A 14,386-nucleotide genomic window follows, 5' to 3' on the forward strand; every position below is an offset into this window, starting at 1 on the left:
AGCAGGCACCGGAAAGAATTGGCCCCCTAAAGCTCGACCCCGTCTATCACGACCCCGCACTTCGGACATTTCGAATCGGCTATATCGTTTCTTTTGACCCTGAAGCCCAGCCGCTCGATTAGGAGCGCGCCGCAATTGTAGCAGTAGGTCGATTCGCCTTTGTGGCCGGGTATGTTCCCGGTATAGACGTACCTGAGCCCCTCTTCAAGACCTATTTCCCTTGCCCTTTCTAGCGTTTCCACAGGGGTGCGCGGGACGTCTGTCATCTTGTATGCCGGATGGAACGCGCTTATGTGCCAGGGCATCCTCTTGTCTGTCCGGTGGATCCATTTTGCGATTTCACGCAACTCGCCCTCGCTGTCGTTCATGCCGGGTATTACGAGCGTCGTCACCTCCACCCAGATCCCCAGCTCACGCATCCGTTCGATCGATTCCAGCACCGGGGCGAGCCTTGCGCCGCACACCTTGCGGTAAGTCGAATCGCTGAAGGACTTGAGGTCCACGTTTGCCGCGTCCAGCAGGCCCTCAAGCTCGCCGAGGCATTCGCCTGTCATGTAGCCGTTGGTCACGAATATGTTCTTAAGGCCCTTCCCCTTTGCCAGCACGCCTGCGTCCTCCGCGAACTCGAAGAATATCGTCGGCTCGGTATACGTGTAGGAAATGCTCGAACAGCCCGTCTCGTAAGCCTCCGAGGCTATCTCCTCGGGTGAGTTCTCTTCGCCTGTTACAAGCTTTCTCTCCCTGGGCGCCTGGGATATCTCGGAATTCTGGCAATGAAGGCACCTGAAATTGCAGCCCACGGTCGCTATCGAGTAGGAGAGCGACCCCGGCTGGAAGTGATACAGGGGCTTTTTTTCTATGGGGTCGATGTTCTCGGCAACGACCCTTCCCCATGTTCGTGTGTAAAGGACGCCCCCGATATTCTCCCGCACCCCGCATACCCCGTGCCTGCCGTCTTCTATCCGGCACCGGAAGGAACAAAGGCCGCAGACTACGCGGCCTCCCTCGACCTTCCTGTAAAGCCTTGCTTCCATCGTCATATTTTGCAAGCCCTTCTCCGGGACGCTAAGTGTCGTCCCTCCTCCATACGATCCTTGCGATCCTGTTATCAGTGCTCCATTTGTAAGTTATCTCGCCGTTAAACGCCTTCTGGATAATGAGGCCTATCCTCTGTGCGAGTTTGTCGGTGGTGGTCTCGACTTCTATCCGTCCGTCGCGCCGCCTTATATCCATGACCTTTTCAAGCGGGTTTATGTATATCTGCCTGTCTTCCTTGTTTTCTATGAGGCGCACTATCTCGTCCCCGTGCTCCTCGACGAAGCTGCCCTCTATCGTGAGATAACCGCCCGGGTACTTGTCCCGTAATTTCTGGCACCCGGGGCAGAAGACCAAGTCGGTATTCGGCTTATTTTCCAGCTTCTCCGGAAGGTCCTCCCTCTTATACCACCTCTTCTCGTGATATACGGCTCCGCACCTTTTGCAGAGGGCCATGTCCTTCGGGGCTTCCTTATTTAGATAAGGATCCCCTCCAGGGTCCATGGCCTTCCTCCTTACCATGTGCGCGGCCTTCTGCATAAGGCCTTTGCCAGCCTTCTTTGGCATTGTATGGCTCCTTTTTAATTATAACAATATTTTAGTAATCTCGTCTCTATCGAAAAGCCGAAGGGCCCTCGATTTCCCGTTTTCGATCATCCTTACGCCCCTGCCCTTGCCCTCTACGCGGCCTATTATTGCTGAGACTATACCTTCGGAGGCCAGGGCCTTATTTATCTTCATGGAATCCTCCGGAGGGGAGGAGAGGAGGAGCGCCCCGGAGGAGATGGACCCGAGCGGGTCTATGCGGAAGTATTCCGAGAGGGCCCTTGATTCAGGAAGCACAGGTATAAGGGCGCGCTCCATAACAAGCCGGACGCCCGCGGCCATTGAGAGCTCATGGAGGCCTGCCACGAGCCCTCCCTCGGTCGGGTCGTGCATCGAGTTCACCCTGCCGGCGGAAAGAGCCACCCTGGCGTCCTTCACAACGCTAAGCCCGGGCCTTCTTATATAATCCCTGCACCTCTTTATGAAGGAAGCGGGGAAGGTCCTCTTAAGCTCGTCCCCTAGAGCCCTAGCTATGATGCTCGTGGCCTCGATGGCTACTCCCTTCGTAAGTATTATATCGTCCCCCTGCCTTGCCCCTCCGGCGGTTATGACGCGTTCCCTGGGCACCGTGCCCAGGGCATGGCCGACGAGTATGGGCCTGTCTATTCCTTCGGTAATCTCGGTATGGCCGCCCGAGAGCGAAAGCCCCGCGTCCTTGCAGGCCTTCCGGAGTTGTGAGAATACGCTCTCCGCCATCCTGGCTGTTGCACTGCCCCCGGGCAGGAGCACGGTAGCCAGAAACCACCTTGGTGTGCCGCCCATCACGGCAATATCGTTCGCGTTTACATGAACGGCGTAATACCCGATGTCCTCGGCAACGAAAGTGATGGGGTCGGATTTTGCCGCAAGGAACTCACCGGGGAAATCTATTATCGCGGAATCGATTCCTATTGCCGGACCGACGACGACGCTCGGGTCCGTAACTGAATACTTCTTGAGTAGCTTCTCAAGGAGCCCGGTCGGCAGCTTGCCCGCGGACAGGTATTTTTCGCTCCTTCCAGGCGTTCTGCCTGTGCGTCCCGGTCTTAGCGCCATAGCACCTGGGGTTTCAAGGGAAGCCGAAGGCTACCCGTTTTCCGTTTAACGGTTTGCTGAAATCAAGATCACATTCAGGCTGCTTAAAAAGCTCAAGATGCAAGGACGAAAAAAGAGGAGTACGGCGTATTTACTTGTATGCCGCAATGACGGATTTTGAAGATGACGCCTCGAAGCGGGTTTTTCAGCAGCCGTTAAACCTTCCTGAATCTTCCCTTCACCTTTTCGAGGACTATAGGGAGGGAGGAGAATTCGAGCTCCTCCTGTGGAAGCCTGTGCGGCCGAAAGGGGCCGTGCCTCCGGAGGTAATCAGCCGTCTCGTTCGCGACCTTCCTGGCCCTGTCGAAACCAGGGTCGTCGAACATATCGAGGGGACCTATCAGGCGGCCGCCTGATAGCTGGAATCCGGCCGAGATGACCCTGGGCGGGCCGTCGAACCTCGTCGCATGAGCCTCGTAAAAAGGCACCGGCATGAGCGGGCCTATGTGGGAATACCGCATCCAGCCTGCCACAAGAAAGGGGAAAGCGAACGCCTCGACCGCCTCCCCCACAGCGGGCAGGCCCGCCTGGCACCTTACGACCATCGCCGGCTCGCATCCCGCGCATACGGCCCCGGCCAGGATGTCGTATTTCTCGGAGGATATGACGGCCGCGATCTCGCCGTCAGTGTTCCTTTTGACGGATGTTATGACGTATCTCGATGTGGAGCCCGCCAGTGCCAGCAGAAGGTGCAGATCTTCGGGAGTCTTGAGGTCTATTGCCTGCCCTTCCCTCAGGTCGAGCACCCTGAAGGTGAATCCGTTCAGCATGGCAGGGTCGGATACGAGCCCGGAGGTATTGAAAGGGTCGCCGAAGACCCTGAAAAGCGGCAGGTTCCATGAGCCTGATACTGTTTTGTTCGCGATGAAGACGACGACAGGCTCGCTTGTGCGCTCCGCAAACTCAATTTCGGCAACACCGGGGCCAGTGGACCTCACGTTCCCAGCGAAGTCCTCGAGCATGCCCCTCCTGGGCGCGTATAGCTTGAGCTCCTCGGCCGTCTCCCTGCAGGCGGTAAAAGTATCCCAGGCAAGCCCGTGCATCACTCTATCGTTGAGCCCGCCGTAGTGGGAGATAATGAGATTGAGGTCGTCGCCGCACCTCAGGATATGGAAGTCCTTTAGCTTGCCTTTTCCCCGGGACGCCTGGAGCCTTTCCCTTGCCGTATCGAGCACGTCCGGGTGGCTGCTCGCGTGCCCGACGAACCCTCCCACGTCAGCGGTGAAAACGCTCAATGTGACCAGCTCGTCAGCCATAGCCCCCCGTTCCTCATGGTAGGCGCACTTCAAGGCAGGCCGGCTCTCTAACCGGTCAGGTTCCACTCTGGCGGAGAAGGGAGCGATGAATACGCGTGAGGAACGGGGCCTTGCCCAGGTCCGCGCTTTTGAATGCTGATAATATCAGTGCCCTGGCTACGATTCCCTCGTAAGCCGCTCCTTGCCCTTCTGAAAGGCATCTTTGCCGGCTTCGAAGGCTGCCTGGAGGTCCTCTTTCTTCTCTCCGATGAACTGCTTTACCTTGCCCGACGACTCGGCCATCTTATAACGCGCGTCCTGGTACCTGTCCACGGTCCAGTCGCCTGCGTCTTCAATGTTGTCCTTTATCTTCCTCCTGGTCTCATAACCGGAAGACGGGGCGAAAAGCAGGGCAAGCCCCGCGCCTATAACCCCGCCTAAGAGGAAAGCCATGGCCACGCCCTTAGAGTTGTTCATCTTTTTCCCCTCCTTTTTTTTCTGCGTCCCTGCGGAAAAACCTCCTCAGGCCTTCCTCGGCCCCGAAAAGGAAACTGAGGAAACTTATTAGCGGAAGCTTGATGTTATCGACCAGTAGCTCGCCAAGCCCGGTGACTTTGATACCCAGGTCCTTTACCCTCGTTACGAGCTCCTCGATATCGGCGGTCTGGTCCTTTGCCCTTGCTCCGATAAAGTTTACTATCTCGACGGACTTCCTCGCCTCGAGCGTAAGGTCCTCGACCGCCTTGAAAGTCCTTTTAAGCTGCAGAACGGCGGGGATCGATGCTACTGCGAGAATGAAAAATCCTAAACCGATCAAAAAGATAGCGAGGTCGAAAATATCGGCACTTATCGTCATCTCCCCTCCTGTTCTCAGTATATCTATGATTAAACTTATGTCAAGTCTTCCGGGGGCGCGCCCTGCATGCGCAACTATTTGAAATTATTATATTTTTGGGGAGGCACCCGCTCCCTCGGAGACAGCCCTTAACCGCATGTTGAAAGGCTTGGGTGATTCACTCTCGTTAAGACGGGGGATTAACCGCTTGACAGAAATCATTTGGGTACTGTATCATGTTTGAGAGCGGCAGTCACCCGTTTATCGTTAAACGCATCGGTTCAAAGCGCTCGGGCGCATAAGGGAATAATAATGAAAAAGATTATATCTCTCCTCATGCTAATCGCCTTTTTCGCCTCAGCGACTGGCGCTTATGCCGAGGACGCCATGCAGCGGACCCTAAGGGACTCTATCTACGGCGGCCTCATAGGCGGCCTTCTGGGCACTGCCGTCATGTTCCTTACGGATGACCCCGGCGACCACATCGAATACATACCGACCGGCGCGGCCGTAGGCGTCCTTGTCGGCGCCGCATACGGCATCGGCCGGAGCATGCAGGACTCGTCCTTTGCCGAGGTGGAAAAGGACGGCACAATAAAGCTCGGGCTCCCGGTTGTCAAGGCGCAGAAGCTCTATGACGAGAAGCTCGACATGGTCGAAAAGATAGAGAGTATCGACCTTGTGCGGATAAAGTTTTAAGGGGAACAAAAAAAAGCCCTGCATGCCTTAACATGCAGGGCTTTTTTTTGTTTCAGGCGGAGGTTTCAGGTCATTTCGTTATCTTCTTGTACCCGGAATACCCGAGGAACAGGAAAACCAGGAAGACGACGAGCGCTATTACGAAAAGGACCTGGGCTATCCAGGCTGCCGCGCCGGCTATGCCGGTGAAACCCAAAAGCCCCGCTATTATGGCTATTATAAAGAAAGTCAAAGCCCAGCCAAGCATTTCCCTCACCTCCTGACTTAATTATACCAAAACCCTTTGTTCCGCGCCTGCCCTGCACTCCAAAGTGAGAGCCGGACAATGCCGCTCCAGGCAGATGATTTACATCATGGAAAGGCGCGCGGGAATAAGATATAGTATTCACATACTTTTTCAAGGAGGCTTTTCTGAATGATACTTCAGGCAGCGATTCTCCTCCACATACTGGCCGCCATATTCTGGATAGGGGGCATGCTCTTTCTTGTGCTCGTCATTGCGCCGTATCTAAAGAGCGTGCCGGACCCAAAGGCCAAATCGCAGATATACCAGGTCGTGGGCAAGCGATACAGGTTCTGGGGCTGGGTCGCGATAATCACGCTCCTTGTGACCGGCCCTGTGATGCTCTACTATCTCTGGGCGCTCCCGCCTTCCGCCATAATCAACCCGGACCTCCATTCGGGCTTCGGGCAGGCGCTGGCCGCCAAGCTCGCCCTGGTCGCGCTTATCGTCATATCGAGCCTCGTCCACGACTTCTGGCTCGGACCCAGGGCGCGAAGCTCGCCTGGGTATTCGAATCTTGCGAAGATATTCGGGAGGACTAACCTCATGATAGCCCTCCTTATCGTCCTTTTCGCCACATATCTCCGGACCGGGGGCTTCTGATGCACAAGTTCAACCCGGAGCACCTCGAGAGGCTCATGAGCGAGGAGAGGGAGAAAGATCTCTCGCCAGAGCGGGTTTTGCGTGAGGCAGGACTCCGGGCAGGCCAGGCATTTGCCGATATAGGCTCTGGCCCCGGCTTTTTTACGATACCGGCAGCCAGGATAATTGGACCTACAGGCATGGCTTTTGCCGTCGACACGCAGGCGGATATGCTAATTTACCTCAGGGACAGGAAAAACCCTCCTGACAACGTCATCCTCATGAAATCCGAAGAGTACGAGGTCCCCCTGGCCGACTTTACAGCCGATTTCGCGCTCATGGCTTTCGTGCTCCATGAGACCGGGGACAAGACCAGGCTCCTTCGCGAGGCAAGGAGGATATTAAAGCCCGGAGGCACCCTCCTTCTCCTCGACTGGGAGAAAAAGGCCGAGGAAAAGGGCCCGCCCCTCGAAGAGCGCATACCTGCCGGGGACGCCAGGTCTTTTATGGAAGAATCCGGCTTTGACGTGGTCCAGGCTTCAAAGCTCAATCCCTCCCATTACCGAATCCTTGCAAGAAGGCCTCTCTGATATAATCGGGTAAAAAGCGTTGGAGGACCGGATTGGAGATAACCATCGAAGGCGCCAGGGTCTCTCTCGTAAAGGGGGACATCACCCTGCAGGAGACTGACGCAATCGTGAACGCCGCCAACTCCCGGCTCGCGGGCGGGGGCGGTGTGGACGGCGCGATCCACAGGGCCGGCGGCCCCGCCATAATGGAAGAGTGCAGGAAAATAGGAGGCTGCCCGACCGGGAGCGCTGTAATGACTACGGGCGGAAAGCTCCGCGCGAAATTCGTAATCCACGCGGTCGGCCCGATTTACAAGGACGGCCTCCATAACGAGCCCATGCTCCTTGAGAGCGCGTACCGCTCTAGCCTCAAGCTCGCCTTGGAAAAGGGCCTCAAGTCCATAGCCTTCCCCTCCATAAGCACCGGCGCTTACGGATACCCTGTCGAGGCGGCCTCAAACGTGGCCCTTTCAACTGTCCAGGACTTTATAAAGGGGAACAAGGGCAGGCTGGACATCGTCCGTTTCGTCCTCTTTTCCGATTCCGACCACCTCGTATACAGCCGGACCCTCCGCTCACTTACGGAATAGCCCAATTACCAAGCCTGCCTTGAAATGTCCCCCGGAAAGGACTATAGTCAATCAGATGGATTTTTTTAGCTCCGGGAGGAGAGTCTTTATCCGGGATTTCCCTTCCGGGCAATAAAAGGCAAAGGCTTCGGCACGGCAGGAGGTAATCGCCATGGTCAGGGACTTGACAAGGGAAGATCTCAAGGAAATGATGGACAGCGGAGAGAGCTTTGTCCTGGTGAACGTGCTCGACCCGGAGGATTTCGAATACGAGCACATATGCGGCTCCATAAACATACCCGCCCCGACGATAGGCAGGGACGCACCGAATATCTTGAACAAGGACGATACAGTAGTCCTCTACTGCTCCGGTCCCAGGTGCGTTGCGAGCGCCATAGCGGCCGATAAGCTGGACTCCCTCGGCTTTAGCGATATCTGGAGGTACGAGGGAGGGATTAAGGAGTGGAAAGAAGCGGGATACTGCATCGAAGGACAGGCGTACAAAGGGAGGGCGGCATAGCCCCTTCCCGGGCCGTTCCGGCGGGCTTCGAAAAAAACGCGGCCCCCCGGAACGGCTTTTTTTTGATTCAAGCACCGGGCCCGCACTTATTCGCCGACCTTCGCAAGGAGCCCCTTCCTCCTCACCACCCTGAAGTTCCAGTAAAAGAAAAGGACTGAAAGCACTATATAGACGAAGTTCAGAGCTGCTGCGGCCGCCACCTCCCTGGCCGGGAACTCGCCTGTATTGAGGACGAGCCTCATGCCCTCGAAAATATGCGCCGCGGGTATGTAGTTGGCGACCGCGCGGAGGAACCACGGCAGGACCTCGACCGGATAGAAAACTGCCGAGACCGGCTGGAACAGGAGCGCAACACCCCAGGCGAGCACCTCGGCCTCCTGCCCGAACCTGAGTATCAGGGAGGTGGTCAGTATGCCGACCGCCCATCCCATTACGATAAGGTTAAGGACGAGCGGCACGAGCGTAAGCCCCAGAGCGAAGATATTGAAGGCATAGAGGAGCCACGCGAGCGTGACCATTACAGTCGCTGTAAGGACGAGCTTTATGGTGCTGAGGAAAAGGAGCGAGAGTATGTATTCCGTCGCGCTCAGCGGGCTTACGAATATGTTGAGGAGGTTCCTCGACCAGACGTCTTCGAGGAACGAGACGGATATGCCCTGCTGGCTCCTGAAGAGGAGGTCCCAGAGTATGAGCGCGCCTATGAAGAAGGTCACGAAACCGGGGACGGCTCCTTCTTGCCGCGATAGATAGACGGTCACGAATCCCCAGACAAGGAGGTCCAGGACCGGCCAGTATAAAATCTCCATGAGCCTCGGGAGGCTCCTTTTATAGAGATAAAGGTGGCGTATGGTGTAGGCCAGTATCCTCTGGTGCCTCCGGCTCACTTTCCTGGCCTCGCTATTTTTATGAACACCTCCTCAAGGGTCCTGCCCCCGAACTCCCGGAGTATGCTCTCCGGGTCGCCGACCGCGATTATCCGCCCCCTGTCCATGAATATCACCCTGTCGCACATCTCTTCCATCTCCTTCATATTGTGGGAGGTATAGAGGATTGAGAGCCCCTCCTCCTCCTTTATTTTTCTAAGAAGGCTGCGCGTCTTGTCTGCCATGTCGGGGTCGAGGCTCGCAGTGGGCTCGTCAAGGAAGAGCACCCTGGGCCTGTTGAGGAGCGCCTTGCATAGGCACACCCTCGTTATCTGGCCGGAAGAGAGCCTCCGCGTGGGCGTGTCCTTTATGTCGATTATCTCGAAGATGGTGAGGAGTTCCCTTATCCTCTCCTTCCTGTCCCTCACGCCATAGAGGCGGGAGAAGACCGTCAGGTTCTCCTCGACGGTAAGCGAATATGGTAGCGAGATATAAGAGGACGAGAAATTGACCTGCCGTAGTATCTCCTCCCTCTCCGCTTCTATGTCCAGGCCGAATATCCTTATCTCGCCGGAGGTGGGTGTCGTGAGGCCGAGGAGCATCTGGAGGGTGGTAGTCTTACCGGCGCCGTTCGGGCCGATAAGGCCCAGTATCTCGCCCTCTCGCATCTCGAAAGAGATGCCGTCTACGGCCTTCTTCTGCCTGTTGAATATCTTGGTTAGTCCTCTTACCTCTACTATCGCGCTCATTATGAGAGACCTTTCGGCCCGTACCGCCCTGACTTCTTCAGAGCGTCTGCCGGCCAGGCGCATTGTATAACCTATTCTATCGCAAAACAAGGCGTCGGCTCAAAGTAGCCACTTCTTGCGGCGCCCCTGCCTGTCTGATAGACTCTAATTAAAGCCGGGCGGGAACGAATAAACCCAGAGAGAGCAAAATGAACGGCAGGGGAATAAAACTCCTCAAGGTGCTCGGCATACAGGTATCGATCGACTATACCTGGTTCATAATCTTCGCCATCTTCGCCTGGTCGCTCGCCTACGGCTATTTCCCTTTCACGCTCCCCGGCCTGGGTCCCGGCACTTACGTGATCATGGGCATTGTCTCGGCCCTGCTCCTCTTCGCCTGCGTCCTGATCCACGAGATATCGCATTCATACACGGCTAACAGGCTGGCCCTGGACATACGGGAGATAACACTTTTCATATTCGGCGGTGTCGCGCAGCTCACAAAAGAGCCGGAGGACGCGAAGACCGAACTGAAGATCGCCATAGCAGGGCCGGCGGCAAGCCTGGTGCTCGCGATATTCTTCTGGATAAGCTCCCGCGCGGTAAGCGGCGAAACCTACCCGGTCCTCAACTCCATACTGGGCTATCTCGCCCTCATAAACCTGGTCCTTCTGATATTCAACATGATACCCGGTTTCCCGCTAGACGGCGGCAGGGTCTTCAGGGCCCTCTGGTGGCTCAAGACCGGCGACCTGAACAGGGCCACTAGGGTGGCGAGCGACATAGGAAAGGGGTTCGCCCTATTCCTAATAGTCGCGGGCTTCATGCAGATATTCGTGGGGAACTTCATAGGAGGGCTCTGGTTCGTGCTCATCGGCGTTTTCGTCAGGCAGGCCGCGGAAAGCGGCTACCAGCAGGTCGTGATAAAGAGGGCGCTCGAAGGGCTTAAGGTCAAGGACCTCATGTCCTCGCCCGTCATTACCGTGAGCGAGGACAAGACCGTCTCGGAAGCGGTGGAGAACTATTTTTTCAGGCACCACCACGCGAGCTATCCCGTCACCTCGAACGGCCATATAGCCGGGCTTCTGACCCTGAATAACGTAAGGTCGGTCGAGAAGGCGAAATGGAGCGGTACAAGGGTGGGCGAGGTCATGGAGAAGCTCGGCCCCGAGGACTCGCTCAGCCCCGAAGACAACGCCCTTGACGCCCTCACAAGGATGATGGGCAATAACCATATAGGGCGCTTTCCGGTCATCAAAAAAAACGGCGAGCTCGTGGGCATAATATCGAGGCGCGACATAATGAAGATGCTCGAGTTCAAGGCCGGCCTGGAAAAATAGCTCCTATTTGAGGAGCACCACTCCCCCCACCACGAGGGCTATCCCGGCAAGCTTCTGCAATGTAAACGCCTCGCCCAGGAAAAGGACCGAGACGAAGAGGGCCACTAGCGGATAGGTCGCGGCGACCGGCACCACGACCGACGCCTCACCGGCCTTCAAGGCGGAGTAGAACGCGAACTGGCCCAAAAGGCCCGCAAGCACGCCGCCTGCCGCCAGGAAAAGCGCGCTCCTCAAGTCGACATTCGCTACCTCGCCCATCCTCCCCATGAAAAAGACCCCGGCGACGACTATGGCCGCTATAGGTATCGTCCTTATGAATACGCCCAGGAACGGGTCTATGGGCCCCTTGAGGCCGATCTTCTCAAATGCCGGCGCGAGGCCCCATACCAGGGCCGCGAGCACGGCGAAGATAAACGATTTGTCCATTCGAAAATCCTCCTCAAAAGCCTGTATATCGTCATATTCTACCGCATCGCGCCGCCCGTTATAAAGTCCGAAATAAAAAAGCCCCTGCCGTTGAGGCGGCAGGGGTGGACCGGCGAAATACGGTTACGGCATCCTCTTAAAATTAGAGATTTTCCACGCAATCAAGGAGGGCCGGGAATAAAAAGCGGAGCATATATGACAATATGTGAGCATTTTTATTCCCGGCCTGACAAAGAGTCCGGGGAAAAGATCAATTTTTAGAGGTTGCCAGCTACTGACTTACCTTCAGGACCCTCTCGTTCAGGGGCTGCACGGGCCTGTTGTTCTTGCTCATTATGTCACTTATCTCTTTTATCTGGGCAGCCGACATCTGTATGGGTTTCTTGAGCACTATCCACTTGACGCTCTCGCTGCAGGGAGGGGTGGTAAGCGACCCGGAGTAGGTGAAATATCCGCTCTCCGAAGGGATAAGCTCGCCGGCGTTTATGCTCGCCTCGACCGACTTCTTCTCTCCGGCCTTTGCCGGGAGGTTGGACCATATCGCGCTGTAGGCCGGGTTCTCCGACCCTTCCTCTATAAGGACGCCGACGACCGCGAGCTGGCCCTTGCCGTTTTTGTGCACGAGGTGTATCTCGTTCCCGTATGATTTCCCGTCGACCGTGTGCTCGCTCGGCGTATGGAAATGGAACTGCACAAGGCCGTACTCGGAGCCGTCCACGGCTATCGAGCTGCCCCCGTCATAGTTAACCTGAACGGTGTGGCCGTTGTTCACGATATTGAGCTTGGAGGAGCCGTACTTGAACTCTATTTTAGAGAGCGCCTCGGGCGCTGCGTTCGAGAGGTCTATGGGGGACTGCGTCTTCCCCTCGGAACAGGCCTGGAACTCCTTTGACATATGCCCCCAATGCTCGGGGCCGTGCTCCCCCTCGTAGGACCAGTGCGGGCCGTGCTTGTCCGCCGCCATGAGGCCGGCGGACGGAAGGCTCAACCCGAGCGCGACGATTGCGGCAAAGATGACCTTTCTACCTGAAATCATGTTCGGAGCTCCTTTCAAATGTGTTTTGACCCTCTATCCATAAGCGCGGATTATATATCCAGCCTCTCGTTAACGCAACCCTCACGTGGAGCGCGCCCTACCTGTCGGCCTTCCTGAAGAGCAGGTCATGGAGAGTGTATATTTCGGTCACCTCGTATTCCTTCCTGCCCGAAGGCAGGCTCACCACCACCTCGTCCCCGACGCCCTTGTTCAAGAGGGCCTTGCCGATTGGAGAGCTCACGGATATCTTCCCGTTCCTCGGGTCCACCTCCTCGGGCGTGACGAGCTCGAATATGGCCTCCTCGCCGGTTGCGAGGTCCTCGAGGTGTATCCTCGAGCCGAAGCCTGCGGAGCCCCTGGGTATGTCGTCGAGCTTAAGCGAGCTAAGCGTATTTATTCTGGCGGAAAGGTGCGCGGCGCGTGCCTGCAGGAACGACTGCCTGTGCTTGGCTGCTTCATATTCCGCGTTCTCGCGCAGATCGCCGTGCGCGGCGGCCTTCTGGAGCTCCTTGGGCACATCGACCCTGAGCTCTCTCTCCACCTTCTGAAGCTCCTCCTTGAGCTGTTTTATTATCGGAAGCTCGTGCATTGTCTTCTCCCGTTTCGATGTTGAAAAAAAACTTATTCAGCCAGCCTTAAGACCATGATGCTCTCTACATGATATGTCCGGGGGAACATGTCGATCAGAACGGCCCTGGATACCATGTATCCGAGTCCCGCCAAAAAGGATAGGTCCCTCGCGAGGGTGGGCGGGCTGCATGAGATATAAAGGATGCTCCCGGGCCTTGCCCCTGAAAGGGACCGCGCTATTTGAGGCTCTCCGCCTCTCGGAGGGTCCAATACTAACACAGGGTCCCTCCCCCTTTCAAGGATATTCAGGTTACGTTTAAGCCAGAGGATAGAGTCCTCGGCATGGAAGCGCGCGTTTTCTATCGAATTTCGGGCGGCATTGCCGCTCCCTTCCCTCGCGGCCTCCCGGTCCGCTTCGACCCCGATGGCCTCTTTTGCCTTCAGCGCAAGCGGCAATGTCAAGTTCCCCGAGCCGGAGAAGAGGTCGATGACCGTCTCCTTTCCGGAAAGTGCCGCGAACTCGAGCGCCTTCGCTACAAGGTTCCTGTTCTGGAGCCTGTTGACCTGCGAGAAAATCCCGGCACAGGCGGAAAAATCGACCCCGCCTGCCGTGTAGGATACGGTGATATCGTCTTCGATCGCTACCCTCTTTCCCTTCCTTCCCCTGTCCGTTATGGCCCTGACCTCATATCCCTTAAGATGCCTTACCCCGGCAAGGGCCCTTGCCCAGGGAATGGGCCTGGCCTCATGCGCGTTGAAGATGGCGACCGTCTTCGAGTCCCGCTCGCTTAAAACAAGCTCGAAAGAGGAGATGCCCGGCGCATCAACTGACTTGAGCACATCCTTTATATCGATAAAACTCTCGTTTATTAGAGGGTCAAGGAGCGGGCAGGCATCCATGTCCACGACCCTGTGCGAGCCTGCCGCGAAAAAGCCCGCGCACTTGCCGTTAATATGGAATCTCGCCCGCGACCTGTAGTTGAACTCCCTTGGAGAGGCTATGGGCTCCTCGAACCGCACGGCCTCCGGCCCGGCTGGAACGTCATCACCGTTGAGGCTCTTGACCTCAAGCTTCCCGACTCTCCGGAGCGTCTCTTCGAGTATCCTCTGCTTCCATTCGAGCTCTGCTGCATAACTCATATGCTGGAGGTTGCAGCCCCCGCATTCGCCGTAAAGGGGGCACACTGGTTTGACGCGCACAGGCGAAGGCCTCTCTATCCGAGTTATCTCGCCTTCCGAATAGCCCTTCTTCGCGGACACGACCTCCACCTCGGCGAGGTCGCCAGGCGCTGTATACGGCACGAAGACGACCTTGCCGTCAATGCGCCCCACGCCCTTGCCGCCGTAAGCCAGGGAGGTTATCTCGACTGTTTCAGCCATTTGTCCAAAATAAAAGCGGGCCCGGGTTGCCGGGCC

Annotated in this window: 19 protein-coding genes; 6 read left to right on the forward strand and 13 right to left on the reverse strand. The window is 56.6% G+C overall.

Features of this window, described 5'->3' with window-relative positions; genetic code table 11:
- Positions 1 to 26: 26 nt before the first annotated feature.
- The 6 genes from amrS to K8I01_09770 all read right to left on the reverse strand — a co-directional run bounded on the left by amrS (position 27) and on the right by K8I01_09770 (position 4,806).
- Positions 27 to 1,034, reverse strand: coding sequence for an AmmeMemoRadiSam system radical SAM enzyme (gene amrS, locus K8I01_09745; GenBank protein ID MBZ0220699.1), 1,008 nt, complete (start codon positions 1,032 to 1,034; stop codon positions 27 to 29).
- Between the two features lie 31 nt (positions 1,035 to 1,065).
- A complete protein-coding gene (locus K8I01_09750) occupies positions 1,066 to 1,602 on the reverse strand; it encodes an ATPase (protein MBZ0220700.1) in 537 nt (178 codons plus the stop codon).
- A gap of 18 nt (positions 1,603 to 1,620) precedes the next feature.
- The gene (locus tag K8I01_09755) at positions 1,621 to 2,676 is read right to left on the reverse strand and encodes an AIR synthase family protein (GenBank protein MBZ0220701.1); all 1,056 of its coding nucleotides are present in this window, start codon (positions 2,674 to 2,676) and stop codon (positions 1,621 to 1,623) included.
- A 194-nt stretch (positions 2,677 to 2,870) separates the two neighbouring features.
- Positions 2,871 to 3,971, reverse strand: a complete 1,101-nt coding sequence (locus K8I01_09760) for a fructose-1,6-bisphosphatase (protein ID MBZ0220702.1) — start codon at positions 3,969 to 3,971, stop codon at positions 2,871 to 2,873.
- A 156-nt stretch (positions 3,972 to 4,127) separates the two neighbouring features.
- Entirely contained in the window at positions 4,128 to 4,427 is a 300-nt protein-coding gene (locus K8I01_09765; protein MBZ0220703.1) for a YtxH domain-containing protein, read from the reverse strand.
- The gene (locus K8I01_09770; GenBank protein ID MBZ0220704.1) at positions 4,414 to 4,806 is read right to left on the reverse strand and encodes a hypothetical protein; all 393 of its coding nucleotides are present in this window, start codon (positions 4,804 to 4,806) and stop codon (positions 4,414 to 4,416) included. Before K8I01_09770 ends, K8I01_09765 begins: the two co-directional genes overlap by 14 nt.
- Positions 4,807 to 5,097: 291 nt before the next feature.
- Here K8I01_09770 and K8I01_09775 point away from each other — a divergent pair, with 291 nt between their 5' ends.
- Complete coding sequence (locus tag K8I01_09775; protein ID MBZ0220705.1) at positions 5,098 to 5,484, forward strand: hypothetical protein; 387 nt, start codon at positions 5,098 to 5,100, stop codon at positions 5,482 to 5,484.
- Positions 5,485 to 5,554: 70 nt separating this feature from the next.
- Here the strand turns inward: K8I01_09775 and K8I01_09780 are convergent, their stop codons facing one another.
- Complete coding sequence (locus K8I01_09780) at positions 5,555 to 5,731, reverse strand: DUF1328 domain-containing protein (protein MBZ0220706.1); 177 nt, start codon at positions 5,729 to 5,731, stop codon at positions 5,555 to 5,557.
- Positions 5,732 to 5,899: 168 nt separating this feature from the next.
- Here K8I01_09780 and K8I01_09785 point away from each other — a divergent pair, with 168 nt between their 5' ends.
- From K8I01_09785 to K8I01_09800, 4 genes are all read left to right on the forward strand, one after another.
- Positions 5,900 to 6,370 carry a DUF4149 domain-containing protein gene (locus tag K8I01_09785; protein MBZ0220707.1) on the forward strand — a complete coding sequence of 157 codons (471 nt, stop codon included), beginning with the start codon at positions 5,900 to 5,902 and terminating at the stop codon, positions 6,368 to 6,370.
- Positions 6,370 to 6,939 carry a methyltransferase domain-containing protein gene (locus K8I01_09790; protein ID MBZ0220708.1) on the forward strand — a complete coding sequence of 190 codons (570 nt, stop codon included), beginning with the start codon at positions 6,370 to 6,372 and terminating at the stop codon, positions 6,937 to 6,939. Before K8I01_09785 ends, K8I01_09790 begins: the two co-directional genes overlap by 1 nt.
- 44 nt (positions 6,940 to 6,983) lie before the next feature.
- Positions 6,984 to 7,508 carry an O-acetyl-ADP-ribose deacetylase gene (locus tag K8I01_09795; protein MBZ0220709.1) on the forward strand — a complete coding sequence of 175 codons (525 nt, stop codon included), beginning with the start codon at positions 6,984 to 6,986 and terminating at the stop codon, positions 7,506 to 7,508.
- Positions 7,509 to 7,659: 151 nt separating this feature from the next.
- On the forward strand, positions 7,660 to 8,007 hold the full coding sequence (locus K8I01_09800) for a rhodanese-like domain-containing protein (GenBank protein ID MBZ0220710.1): 348 nt from the start codon (positions 7,660 to 7,662) through the stop codon (positions 8,005 to 8,007).
- Between the two features lie 86 nt (positions 8,008 to 8,093).
- On the opposite strand, the gene K8I01_09805 is transcribed toward K8I01_09800, so the two are convergent.
- Together K8I01_09805 and K8I01_09810 are read right to left on the reverse strand one after the other, a co-directional pair.
- Positions 8,094 to 8,891 carry an ABC transporter permease gene (locus K8I01_09805; protein MBZ0220711.1) on the reverse strand — a complete coding sequence of 266 codons (798 nt, stop codon included), beginning with the start codon at positions 8,889 to 8,891 and terminating at the stop codon, positions 8,094 to 8,096.
- A complete protein-coding gene (locus K8I01_09810; GenBank protein MBZ0220712.1) occupies positions 8,888 to 9,622 on the reverse strand; it encodes an ABC transporter ATP-binding protein in 735 nt (244 codons plus the stop codon). The genes K8I01_09805 and K8I01_09810 overlap by 4 nt, the downstream gene beginning before the upstream one ends.
- A gap of 185 nt (positions 9,623 to 9,807) precedes the next feature.
- On the opposite strand from K8I01_09810, the gene K8I01_09815 reads away from it, so the two are divergent.
- Entirely contained in the window at positions 9,808 to 10,938 is a 1,131-nt protein-coding gene (locus K8I01_09815; GenBank protein MBZ0220713.1) for a site-2 protease family protein, read from the forward strand.
- A gap of 3 nt (positions 10,939 to 10,941) precedes the next feature.
- On the opposite strand, the gene K8I01_09820 is transcribed toward K8I01_09815, so the two are convergent.
- From K8I01_09820 to K8I01_09835, 4 genes are all read right to left on the reverse strand, one after another.
- A complete protein-coding gene (locus K8I01_09820) occupies positions 10,942 to 11,364 on the reverse strand; it encodes an EamA family transporter (GenBank protein MBZ0220714.1) in 423 nt (140 codons plus the stop codon).
- A 271-nt stretch (positions 11,365 to 11,635) separates the two neighbouring features.
- Entirely contained in the window at positions 11,636 to 12,352 is a 717-nt protein-coding gene (locus K8I01_09825; GenBank protein ID MBZ0220715.1) for a carbonic anhydrase family protein, read from the reverse strand.
- A gap of 145 nt (positions 12,353 to 12,497) precedes the next feature.
- Positions 12,498 to 12,989 carry a transcription elongation factor GreA gene (locus K8I01_09830; GenBank protein ID MBZ0220716.1) on the reverse strand — a complete coding sequence of 164 codons (492 nt, stop codon included), beginning with the start codon at positions 12,987 to 12,989 and terminating at the stop codon, positions 12,498 to 12,500.
- Positions 12,990 to 13,021: 32 nt separating this feature from the next.
- Positions 13,022 to 14,350 carry a class I SAM-dependent RNA methyltransferase gene (locus tag K8I01_09835; protein MBZ0220717.1) on the reverse strand — a complete coding sequence of 443 codons (1,329 nt, stop codon included), beginning with the start codon at positions 14,348 to 14,350 and terminating at the stop codon, positions 13,022 to 13,024.
- Between the last annotated feature and the right edge of the window lie 36 nt (positions 14,351 to 14,386).

The organism is Deltaproteobacteria bacterium, assembly GCA_019912665.1.
Lineage (GTDB): Bacteria > Desulfobacterota > GWC2-55-46 > GWC2-55-46 > GWC2-55-46 > UBA5799.

Bases quoted from the DNA above. Each gene is read 5' to 3' on its own strand.
- amrS (MBZ0220699.1), bottom strand. From the start codon at position 1,034: ATGGAAGCAAGGCTTTACAGGAAGGTCGAGGGAGGCCGCGTAGTCTGC.
- K8I01_09750 (MBZ0220700.1), bottom strand. From the start codon at position 1,602: ATGCCAAAGAAGGCTGGCAAAGGCCTTATGCAGAAGGCCGCGCACATG.
- K8I01_09755 (MBZ0220701.1), bottom strand. From the start codon at position 2,676: ATGGCGCTAAGACCGGGACGCACAGGCAGAACGCCTGGAAGGAGCGAA.
- K8I01_09760 (MBZ0220702.1), bottom strand. From the start codon at position 3,971: ATGGCTGACGAGCTGGTCACATTGAGCGTTTTCACCGCTGACGTGGGA.
- K8I01_09765 (MBZ0220703.1), bottom strand. From the start codon at position 4,427: ATGAACAACTCTAAGGGCGTGGCCATGGCTTTCCTCTTAGGCGGGGTT.
- K8I01_09770 (MBZ0220704.1), bottom strand. From the start codon at position 4,806: ATGACGATAAGTGCCGATATTTTCGACCTCGCTATCTTTTTGATCGGT.
- K8I01_09775 (MBZ0220705.1), top strand. From the start codon at position 5,098: ATGAAAAAGATTATATCTCTCCTCATGCTAATCGCCTTTTTCGCCTCA.
- K8I01_09780 (MBZ0220706.1), bottom strand. From the start codon at position 5,731: ATGCTTGGCTGGGCTTTGACTTTCTTTATAATAGCCATAATAGCGGGG.
- K8I01_09785 (MBZ0220707.1), top strand. From the start codon at position 5,900: ATGATACTTCAGGCAGCGATTCTCCTCCACATACTGGCCGCCATATTC.
- K8I01_09790 (MBZ0220708.1), top strand. From the start codon at position 6,370: ATGCACAAGTTCAACCCGGAGCACCTCGAGAGGCTCATGAGCGAGGAG.
- K8I01_09800 (MBZ0220710.1), top strand. From the start codon at position 7,660: ATGGTCAGGGACTTGACAAGGGAAGATCTCAAGGAAATGATGGACAGC.
- K8I01_09815 (MBZ0220713.1), top strand. From the start codon at position 9,808: ATGAACGGCAGGGGAATAAAACTCCTCAAGGTGCTCGGCATACAGGTA.
- K8I01_09820 (MBZ0220714.1), bottom strand. From the start codon at position 11,364: ATGGACAAATCGTTTATCTTCGCCGTGCTCGCGGCCCTGGTATGGGGC.
- K8I01_09830 (MBZ0220716.1), bottom strand. From the start codon at position 12,989: ATGCACGAGCTTCCGATAATAAAACAGCTCAAGGAGGAGCTTCAGAAG.
- K8I01_09835 (MBZ0220717.1), bottom strand. From the start codon at position 14,350: ATGGCTGAAACAGTCGAGATAACCTCCCTGGCTTACGGCGGCAAGGGC.